The following is a 9,656-nucleotide window of genomic DNA, read 5'->3' on the forward strand; positions in this document are numbered from 1 at the left end:
GTCAACCTCCCGACCGGGCCGGGCGGTGCCCGACCCGGTCGGCCCGGCCGTCGTCGGTGGTGTCGGCGACCTCGGCGACCACGCCGTCGTAGGCGGGCGGCCCGACCGGCATCTCGCGACCGCTCTCCACAGGTGTGCTGACCACGACATCGAGCGAGGGTTTCAACTCGCCACCGAGCGCGGTCCAGACGTCGGCGAAGGCCCGGTCCTCCGGCGGTGGCAGCGCGACCGTCATCGGCACCGGCATGCCGATCGTGGCCACCGAGCCGGTCAGCACCGCCGCCGGTACGGCGTCGAAGCGCAGGAAGCAGAGCAGCAGCGAGGAGAGCAGGCGGTGTTCGTCCTCCGGCCGCTGCGTCCAGGCGGTGACCAGGTACGAGAGCTTGATGTAGCGGGGCGGCATGACCCGGCGGCTCACCTGACCCCGCTCGTCGTACTCGTTGATCAGCCCCCGGGAGCGGCGGCGCAGATCCTCGCGAATGTCGTAGAGGTAGAGGTTCACGGTGGGGGCGTTACGGCGGGCCGCCCACTCCTTCGTCGGTGCCTCCAGCACGATGTCCACGCCGGATCCGGGCAGCGCCTCGTCGCGCACCAGCCGGCGCAGCGCGTCGTCGATCTCGTGGATCACCGCCTCACCCCCGACCGGCGAACAGCGGCGGAGCGAGCCCGCGCGGCACCACCAGGAACGGCTCGGGTGCGCGTACCGGCGCGAAGGTGCGACCGGCGGACCGCTCGGCGGTCAGCTCGCGGGGACCGAGGGTGTCCTTGCGCAGCACCAGGAGTTGGGTGCGGAAGCTGCCGTCCGCGCCGACGACCACCGTGTCCGGAGTGGTGGTGATCCCCGGTGACCAGCTCAACCGCACCCGGGCCCCGGGCGGGAAGTCGGTGCCGATTGCCGCGGTCACGAAGCCGGGCGGACCGATGGCCGGGTCGACGCGTACCGCCGGGGCCAGTACCCGCACCGGGGCCTGCGCGGTACGCGTCGCCGGCACCTGTCGTACGGTCGCGGTGAGCCGGCCCACGACCGGGGCGGCCACTGCGGCGCGTGGGACCAGCACCACCCTGATCACCTGCTGGGCGCCGGGGCCGAGAGTGCCGAGCCGACAGAGTCGCCGGCCGACGTCGCAGCGGGCGTCGGTGCTGACCAGCGGCAGCAGCGGCGCGGGCGGGGTGATGTCCAGCCAGACGTTTTCGGCCGGTAGGGCGGTGGCGTTGCGCACGGTGAAGGTGACCGTGCTCGGGTCGCCGCCGAGGTAACCGGGTTGGGCGTTCACCGAGACGGTCAGGCTCAGATCGGGCACGGGCAGACGCTGGAACGCCGGCTCGCGGCCCACCTGCGGGATCACCATGGTCGCCGGGCCGCCGCCGCTGGGCAGCACCACGATGTCCGAGACGCCGGCCGTCGGCGGCTCCGCTGCCGGGGCGCGGCTCAGCGCCACCGCGATCCGCCGACCGTCGGGCGACCAGGCCGGGTCCGCCACCGTACGCCCGGCGCGGTCGCCCGGAACGAGCGGGTGCCGGGCGTCACTGCCGTCGGGCCGCACCACGCAGAGGTCACCGGAGCTGTCGGCGTACGCGATGCCGCCGCCGTCGGGTGACCAGGCCGGCGCGCGGTCGGCGGAGCGGCTCGGGCAGGCCGGACCGACCCGGGCGCTGAGGTCCAACTGGTCGGTGACGGTCACCGTGCCGGCCAGGTCGCCGTCGAGGCGAGCCAGCCAGATCCGGCTGCCCTGAGCCGCCGGGTCGGTCACGATGATCAGACCGGGATCGGACCAGCTCCGGCCGTCGCGGTCGGTGGCCGTGCAGGTCACCACGGTCTGCCCGATCGGGAAGATCGAGTTCGGCGGCGGCTGGCAGCGCACCGGTAGCGGCCGGCCGACCGCATCCACCGCCGACGCCTGGTAGTTCACCCGCGCGCCGTCCGGCCCGGTGGGCGGCACGCGTACGTCGTCGATGCGGACGAATGGCGCGCCGGGCTGGGCGACGCGGACGATCAGGTCCTGTACGGCGTCCCGGTTGGGCTGCGGCGGGTCGAGGTCGAAATTGATCGTGCAGCGCAGCACCGACCCGGGGACCGCGTCGGGCGCGACGGTGATGATCTCCCGGATCCGGGCCCGGGTGCCGGCCTCCACCTGGGCCGGGTCGGGGTCGAAGGTGACCGAGAGACCGTCGTCGCAGTAGGTGACTTCCGGGTCGACGGTGACGGTGAGGCCACGGATGGCGCGCTGCACCGCCTCGATCAGGCCGTCGGGGGAGCTGTCGGCGGTGAGCCGGCCTCCGGTGGCGGTGGCGATCCGACCGGCCGCCCCGTCGAAGTTGAGCCCGTGCTCGAAGTCGGCGCCGACGATGGGTACGCCGATCAACGCGATCCCGGCGGCCCGCAGCTCGTTGATGAGGCTGGCCTCGCTGATCTCGCCCTCCTCGGGCGGCGGAGCCGTCTTGTCGACGCTGTCGGTGTCGCTGATCAGCACCACCACCCGGCTGCTGTCCGGCCGGAAGCCGATCCGGTCGTTGCGGGCCAGCTGCCGTAGCGCGTAGAACCAGTTCTCCGTGCCGAATCCGCTCTGCGCGGTCAGGCCCGCCACGGCCCGGTTGATGAGGGCGTCGTCGGCGGTCACCTCCTGCCGGGGGTAGTACATGAGCGGGTCGTACTCGCCGTTGCCGCCGCGTCCGCTGAAGGTCGCCAGGCCGAATCGGGAGTCCTGTTCGCTGGACCGGACATCGGCGATCACCTCGGGCAGCCGGGACCGCAGCTGCTGGATGACGCTCGCGCCGCCCTCACCCGGCTCGGCCATCGAGCCGGTGTCGTCGACCAGGAAGACGATGTCCGGCCGGGGCGGGATAGGCGGGGTACGCACCGACTGGGTGAAGTCGATCGTGGCGCCGGGCAGCGCGGGCCGGTCCACGACGGGCCATTCGAGTTCGCTGTCGCGGGCCCAGGAGTTCCGGGCGAAGGCCAGCTGCCGCCCATCCGGTGACCAGGAGGGCTGCGCGTCGGCACCGCGCAGGAACCACGGCATCGGCACCTCGGTGAGCAGCCGCCCGTCGGTGACCGAGACGGCGAGGATCCGCGACGGGCGGCGCTGGTCCGACGAGTGGCGGGTGAAGGCGATCGCCGTGCCGTCCGGCGCCCAGGTCGGATCGGTGTCGTGGTCCAGGCCGGTGGTGCCCGGTGGCGCCAGCACCTGCGGGTCGGCGCCGGTGGCGTCGGCGACGACGATGCGGGCGCCGCCGTCGGGCTGCTCGGCGCTGTAGGCCAGCCGGGTGCCGTCCGGGCTGAACGCCGGAGCGCTCTCGTCGCGTCCCGGCCGCGCGGTGAGATCCCGCCGGTCGCCGCCGGTGGCGTCGGCACTCCACACATCGCTGGTGCGCTCGGTGTCGGTGCCGGTCCAGATCAGGTCGTCGCCCCGCCACACCGGATGGTGCTGCGACAACGGGCCGGTGGCGACCGGGATGATCCGCCCGTCGCGCAGCACGTGCACGTCGCCGGAGGGGTCGGCGCGGGTGGCGGTGAAGGCGATCCGGGTGCCGTCGGGCGACCAGGCCGGTTCGGCGGCGTCCCCCGGGCCGGGCACCGCCCGGGTCACCGCGCCGCCGGTCGCGGCCACTGTGGCCACCGTGCGCAGGCCGGCAGTGCTGGCCGGCGCGAAGCGGGTGGTGGTGAAGGCCAGCCGGCGGCCGTCGGGCGACCAGGCGGGCTGCCCGTCCGCAGCGGGGCCGTCGGTGAGTCGGGTCTGCGCGCCGCCGGTCGCCGACATGACCCAGAGGTCACCGGCGAGGTCGGCCCGGGTGCTGGCGAACGCGATCCGGGCGCCGTCGGGCGACCAGGTCGGCCAGCTGTCCTCGGCCGGGTGGTCGGTGAGCCGACGCAGCCCGGTGCCGTCGGTGCCGACCACCCAGATATCGGCGTTGCCGGCCCGGTCGCTGGTGAAGGCGACCCGCCGCCCGTCGGGGGAGAGCGCCGGATGCGCGACCGTGCCGGGGCCGCCGACCAGCCGCAGCGGCGCCGCCCCGGGCCGGCGGAGCCAGAGGCCACCGGTCAGGTCGGCGCCTCCGGCGGTGGCCCGGCGTCCCACCCAGACCACCCGGCCGGCGCGGGCGTCGGCGTCCTGCTCGGCGTCACCGCGCTCGGCCTCGGTCAGCAGCGGCCGTGGGGCACGGCTGCCTTCCTGGCCGATCAGCAGGGTCGGCCGTTCGGTGCTGGTGTAGCCGAGCCGATAGTCGACCTCGGCCGCGGGTGCCGGCGCCGCGGGCGACGGTGTCGGTGCGACCGGCTCGGGCGCGACCATGACCGGCCCGGCCAGCAGCCCGAGCACCACGACTCCCCAGCGGCGGCTGCCCCAGCGCACGACACCTCCCGTGGACACACGTGCCACCACCCTGGCCGCCGCCGACCGGCGGGATGGTGCCGGTGCGGGCCGGTCTGCGGGCAGCGCGGCCTGCCCGAACGGGCAACTGGTCGGCAGACCAACGCCGTCCAGCAGGGCCCGGCTACGGCCGGTCGCGCTCAGATCAGGCCGTTGCGCAGCGCGTACGCCACCGCGTGGCAGCGGTTGCGCAGATGCAGCCGGTTCGTCACGTCGTGCAGGATGTTCTTGATCGTCCGCTGCGAGTAGGAGAGCTTCGTGGCGATCTCGGCGGTGTCGAAGCCATCGGCGACCAGCCGCAGCACCTCCACCTCCCGCTCGGCCAACCCGGAGAAGGTCAGCCCGCGTGGCCCGAGTACCTCCCGCTGCAACGCCCCGACCTGCTGCAACAGCCGGCCCAGCAGGTCAGGTGGCACCGCGCCCTCACCGGCCGCGGCGGCCTGGATCACCGAGACCAGCCGCTCCGCGCTCGCCTCGGAGCGGCGCACGATCCCGGCCACCCCGTGCTCCACGGCGGCCACCAGGCCGGCGTCGTCGGCCTGGGTCACCACCAGCACCAGGGCGGCCCGGCTCCGGCTGCGCAGCGCGCGCAGCGTACGTAGGGCCGGCTCGTCGATGCTGTCACTGACGATCACCGCGACGGCCGCCTGGTCCGCCTCGGACTCGTCGAGCAGCAACACCTCCGGGCGGGGCCGGAGCTGGCTGACCACGCCGGCACGTGAGATCACGTCAGTGGAGTAGAGATGGACGGGCAGACGTCGCATTGGCTCCCCCAAGCAGCGCACAGTCGAACGACACGTCGCGCCGAGTATCGCCATGCGCACCAATCGTGCAGTCAACGTGGGCTCAACGGCCCTCCCGCGTTGCCCGAAGGTCTTCCTCTATGCCTGCTTGAACCGGCCGGAGCGATCCTAGAGTCGCGCCATGACCACCGAGGCCTACCTGGACGCCGACCTGGTCGAGGTCAGCCCGGGCAGCGAGTCGACCTGTCGGCTCGAGATCCGCAACACCGGATCGATCGTCGAGTCGTACGCGATCGAGGTGCTCGGCGAGCCGGCCGGCTGGACCAGCGTGGACCCGCCCCTCGTCACGGTCTATCCCGGCGACACCGGCTCGGCCGTCGTCCGCTTCCAGCCGCCCCGCTCCGCGCAGGTGGTGGCCGGGGAACGGCCGTTCGCGGTGCGGGTCACCCCGGCCGAGAGCCCGGACGCGCAGGTGGTGCCGGAGGGCACCGTGCGGGTGCTGCCGTTCTCGGCGATCACGCCGGAGATCCTGCCGCGCACCTCGCGGGGGCGGCGTACCGGCCGGCACGAGGTGTCGGTGGCCAACGTCGGAAACATCCCGCTCGGCCTGGCACTGAGCGGCACCGACCCGAACAATCGGCTCGTCTTCGCGATCCGGCCGGCGGAACTCGTCGTCGCCCCGGGTGAGGCCGCGTTCGTCCAGGTCCGCGCCCGGTCCCGCAAGCTGCTGTGGCGTGGCCAACCGGTCACGCTGCCGTTCCAGGTCGACGTGGTCACCGACGACGTCCCGCCCGCGCGGCTCGACGCCGCCACGGTGCAGGAGCCGATTCTCCCGCAGAACCTCGGCCGGGTGGTGGCGGCGCTTGTGGTGCTGGCGTTGCTGGCCACGGGCCTGTGGTACGCGCTGCTGCGCCAGTCGGTGAAGTCGCTCGCCGAGGAGGTCGCCCAGGAACAGGTCGCGCCGGTGGCCCAGCAGGCCCAGGCCGCGGACTCCCGGGCCCAGGAGGCGCAGGCCAAGGCCGACCAGGCGGTGGCGGCGGCCGGTGCCACGTCGGCCCCACCGAGGCCCAGCCCCACGCCAAGCCGCACCCCGGAGGTGGGGGTGCCCGTGCTGCCGCCCGGCGCAGAGTCGTTCAGCCGGCGGCTCGCGGTCACCGCGCCGGCCCGCGCCACCCGCACCGACCAGTACACGGTGCCGTCCCGGCGGGTCTTCGTGCTGACCGACATCTTCCTGCAGAACCCGCAGGGCGACGAGGGGCGGCTCGACCTGGTGATCGACGAGAGGACGGTGCAGACCGTCGCGTTGCAGAACTTCCGCGATCTGGATTACCACATGGTCTCGCCGATCGAGATCCCGGCCGGGGCGGTGGTGAGCCTGCGGGTCAACTGCCGGCAGGCGGGCACCGCGCTGGACGGTGCCGGTGGCGGTGGCGGTCAGTGCCGCGACTTCGCCCTGCTCAACGGCTACATCCGCCGAGTCGCCCCGAGCCCGACCGCGACCCCGGCGCCCTGACGCCCTTCAGCAGGCGTTCACGGAGCCTTGCCGCACGATTCGATCCAAAGATCACAATGTCTGCGACAATCCGTGTTGTCCCTGCCATGCGTCAGTCGGGCTCCCCCACCCGCCGTGGCCAGGGAAGCAAGGAGTCGTCAAATGGCTCGCGTACCCAAGGCCGCCCTCGCCACGGTGGCCGCCGTCGTCCTCTCCGTCCTCGTGGTCCCGACATCGGCCCAGGCCACCCCGCCCAACATCCCGTCGCACAGCACGGCGGTGAGCCGGCTCAACGCGCTCACCGTCGCCGCCGAGTCGCACCGGTCCAGCTACAACCGTGACCTGTTCCCGCACTGGATCACGATCACCGGCACCTGCAACACCCGGGAGCAGGTGCTCAAGCGCGACGGCAGCAACGTCGTGGTCGACGCCAGCTGCTACCCGACCTCGGGGTCCTGGTACAGCCCGTACGACGGGGTGACCCGTACCAGTCCCGCCGAGATCTCCATCGACCACGTGGTGCCGCTCGCCGAGGCCTGGCGCTCCGGGGCCTGGTCCTGGACCACGGCCCGGCGGCAGAGCTACGCCAACGACCTCGGTGGCCCGGAGCTGTGGGCGGTCACCGGCAGCATCAACTCGGCCAAGGGCGACAAGGACCCGGCCGCATGGAAGCCGCCGCGCGCCGCGTTCCACTGCACCTACGCCCGGGCCTGGATCCAGGTGAAGTGGTACTACGCCCTCTCCGTCGACAGTGCCGAGAAGTCGGCGCTCAACAGCATGCTGAACACCTGCTGACGCCGCTGGGGCGGTGGACCCGATCGTCCACCGCCCCGCCTCACACGCCGCCGCACCGGCCCTGAACGGCGTTGCGCCGGCCCTCAACAGCGTTGCGCTGCCTGGTGTCGCTCCCGCAGCAGCGCGCCGTGCGCCAGGTCGTCGCGGGCGGCCGAGTCGCGTACCTGCCGCAGCGCCGGACCGTCGAGGAGCGCCCGTAGGTCGCCGTAGCGCGGTGCGTCACCGGTGAGGCTCGCCGCCAGCTGGACCAGCAGCTGCTCCACCGACCGGCTCAACTGTTCGCGCTGGACCAGCCGCAGCACTCCGCTGCTCAGGACCGTCGGTGTCGGCGCCTCGGCCTGCGGCAGGAGGCCGGCGGTCGCCGCGAGCCGCGCTCCGGAGCCGCGCGGCACCAGCCGGTAGAGGTACGCGGTGCCGGCGACGGCGCTCCGGTCGACGAAGCGGGTACCGGTCGAGACGCCGACCACCTCGAACGACTCCGGGATCGTGAGCGGTGGCCCGGATCGGGCCGGGACGACGCTTGGCGGGGTCGCCGGCCGGAAGCCGTTGGGCAACCGGGGCGGGGGTGTGACGCCGACGCCGGTGACCCGGTGCAGGACGGCGCGTTCGACCGTGTAGCTCGTACCGGCGGCGGCCCGTTCCCAGCTGAGCACCGTGCCGCAGCGGGCGGGTGAGGCGGTCAGCCCGGCCGGTGGCCAGGCAGCCGACTCCCCGGACGCCGTGGCGGTGTTCGACGTCGTGGCGGTGTTCGACGTCGTGGCGGTGTTCGACGTCGTGGCGCACGACGCGCCCGCTGAGTCACGCCAGACCCCGGTGCCGGCCAGATCGTTGGTGCTGCCGAGGAAGGCACCGGCCGGCGTGGACGCCATGGTGCGGACACCGTAGTGGTACGGGCCGTTGCCGAAGGCGTTAGTGGTCGCCGTCCACCAGTACCGCCCGTCGCAACTGCCGTAGACGTCGAAGCCGAACTGCCCGGCCAGCCGTCGGGCCAGCACCGGCAACCACCGCAGGGTGTGGCTCCAGTCGTTGGTGCCGAGATAGAGCGCCCCGCCGTGCGGCTGCATCCGCCAGAAGTGGGCGTTGAAGACGTTGCCGAAGCCGTCGGGCAGTCCGCTGAGCGGGTACCGGAAGGCACCGTCGCCGGTGCTGCGGGCGTTACCCACGATCAGCGACCAACTGTCGTCCTTGTTGATCCGGATCAGTTCGGAGGCCGGGAAGAGCGAGGAATACCAGCCGCTGGCCCCGACGTAGAGGCGGTCTTGGAACACCTGCATCGACACGACCGAGGTGATCGCCGTACCCCGACCAGCGCCGGCGGTCACCACCGGGGTGAAGGTGGGGGAGGGGCCGGCCGCGTCCGTGCGCCACACCGAGTAGCCGGCACTCGCGTCGCCCGCCCCGACATAGATCTTTCCGTTGAACGTCTTCATCTCGAACACGCTAAGCGTGGCCGGGCTGACCTGTTTGTACTGTGGCTTCCTGCTCCACGGCTTCTTGATCTCGACGACGACGCCGTCGCCGGTGAGTCCGCCGGTGGCCGTCACGAAGAGTCGCCCCTGGTACACCGCCGGGGCGCGGTACCCCATGGCCCGCTGCTGGCCGAACGGCGTGTCGATGACGCCCGGACCGCCGGCCAACGGCTTGAAGCTGCTGCCGTCCGTGGTGCGTAGGATGCGGGGTGGGCTCACGGTCGCCAGTTCGGGGATGTACTCGTTCGCGGTGACTCCGAACACGTAGAGCGCCTGTTTGCCGCTGGGCTCGGTGTGCACCTGCATGCCGCGGAAGCCGATGTCGCGGGCCACGAACTTGCCCGGTGCACGCGGGTTGGGCAGGTCCGCCGGTGAGCGCAGGGCCAGCCGCCACCGCCGGGTGCCGGGCGTGTACTCCCAGATCTCGGCGCGCAGGTCGAGGTCGTACCGGTCGGCCGGGCAGGTCACCTCACGGTTGGGCTCGGGCCGGTAGTAGCCCCGGTCCGGGTAGTAGAAGTCGAGGGTGGCCTTCTCCACGCAGACCTGGCTGCGGGCGGTGCCGACGTAGAGCCGTCCCTTGAACCAGGCCATGGACCACGCGAAGCTGTTGCGGAGATCGCCGAAGCCGCGGTCGGCGATCTTCTCGGAGTCGGCGGGTGCGGCCCGACCGGCGGTCACCGGTGCCAGCCCGACGGCCATGGCGACGACCAGCAGCACCGACAGGAGTTCGCGTCTCGCCGTCATGTCTCTCTCCTGACGGGTGGGGCACCCCGGCGTTGCGGCTCGGGTG

The 9,656-nt window shown here is 73.1% G+C and carries 6 protein-coding genes; 2 read left to right on the forward strand and 4 right to left on the reverse strand.

Annotated elements, in window-relative coordinates; all coding sequences use genetic code 11:
* Position 1 precedes the first annotated feature (1 nt).
* The 3 genes from AC507J_RS27940 to AC507J_RS27950 form a co-directional block, all read right to left on the reverse strand.
* Entirely contained in the window at positions 2 to 628 is a 627-nt protein-coding gene (locus AC507J_RS27940; protein ID WP_496292724.1) for a Pvc16 family protein, read from the reverse strand.
* Positions 629 to 632: 4 nt separating this feature from the next.
* Positions 633 to 4,367: a VWA domain-containing protein gene (locus tag AC507J_RS27945; RefSeq protein WP_496292726.1), complete on the reverse strand. Its 3,735-nt coding sequence runs from the start codon at positions 4,365 to 4,367 to the stop codon at positions 633 to 635.
* Between the two features lie 140 nt (positions 4,368 to 4,507).
* Entirely contained in the window at positions 4,508 to 5,131 is a 624-nt protein-coding gene (locus AC507J_RS27950; RefSeq protein WP_496292728.1) for a response regulator transcription factor, read from the reverse strand.
* 160 nt (positions 5,132 to 5,291) lie between these two features.
* Here AC507J_RS27950 and AC507J_RS27955 point away from each other — a divergent pair, with 160 nt between their 5' ends.
* Both AC507J_RS27955 and AC507J_RS27960 read left to right on the forward strand, forming a co-directional pair.
* Positions 5,292 to 6,623 (forward strand): COG1470 family protein, encoded by a 1,332-nt coding sequence (locus AC507J_RS27955; RefSeq protein WP_496292730.1) that lies wholly within the window; start codon positions 5,292 to 5,294, stop codon positions 6,621 to 6,623.
* A 141-nt stretch (positions 6,624 to 6,764) separates the two neighbouring features.
* Positions 6,765 to 7,397: an HNH endonuclease family protein gene (locus AC507J_RS27960; RefSeq protein ID WP_496292732.1), complete on the forward strand. Its 633-nt coding sequence runs from the start codon at positions 6,765 to 6,767 to the stop codon at positions 7,395 to 7,397.
* An 83-nt stretch (positions 7,398 to 7,480) separates the two neighbouring features.
* Here the strand turns inward: AC507J_RS27960 and AC507J_RS27965 are convergent, their stop codons facing one another.
* Positions 7,481 to 9,610 carry a fibronectin type III domain-containing protein gene (locus tag AC507J_RS27965; protein WP_496292734.1) on the reverse strand — a complete coding sequence of 710 codons (2,130 nt, stop codon included), beginning with the start codon at positions 9,608 to 9,610 and terminating at the stop codon, positions 7,481 to 7,483.
* Between the last annotated feature and the right edge of the window lie 46 nt (positions 9,611 to 9,656).

The organism is Micromonospora sp. PRAS1 (assembly GCF_059553435.1).